At 72.5% G+C, this 520-nt stretch carries 1 protein-coding gene; it reads right to left on the bottom strand.

Features of this window, described 5'->3' with window-relative positions; all coding sequences use genetic code 11:
- Positions 1-196 precede the first annotated feature (196 nt).
- Positions 197-520: ribonuclease HII (locus AAE045_RS24340; RefSeq protein ID WP_455549860.1), on the bottom strand; the 324-nt coding region annotated here is incomplete at its 5' end.

Here is a 520-nt window from a genome sequence, read left to right as displayed (position 1 = left end):
CAATGTGATGCCCGGTCAGGGTAGCGGTGGTGGTGGACGCTAACAAGGCTTGACAGGGGTGTTGCGGGGGCGCGCGCGGGCGCTGGGGTTCAGGTTTGCCGGGGCATCCGACGCCACCGCTGGCCGATGCGCGGTGGCGGGCAACCCCCGTATGTCCAGCGCTGTGGTGCCGGGTGCCGTCCGGCCATGGCAGCGCTCAGGCGGGGAGGCTGCTCAGCGCAGGTTCCAGGCACGCGCGCACGGGGGCGAAGCTGCGCCGGTGCTGGGGGCAGGGGCCGTGGCTGCGCAGGGCGGCGAGGTGGGCCGGGGTGCCGTAGCCCTTGTGCTGGTCGAAGCCGTATTCCGGATGGGCGTCGTGCAGGCGCTGCATGAAGCGGTCGCGGCTGACTTTGGCCAGGATCGAGGCGGCCATGATGGCGCGGTCCAGGGCATCGCCGCCGATCAACGCCTGGGCCGGGCAGGGCAGGCCCTTGGGGACCACGTTGCCGTCGATGCGGGCGAACTGGGCGACGTGGGCGAC

The sequence above is a fragment of the Dryocola clanedunensis genome (assembly GCF_038405435.1).
Taxonomy (GTDB): Bacteria; Pseudomonadota; Gammaproteobacteria; order Enterobacterales; family Enterobacteriaceae; genus Dryocola; species Dryocola clanedunensis_A.
Note: the sequence above shows the minus strand (reverse complement) of the source record. Positions and strands in the feature narration are given on the sequence as shown.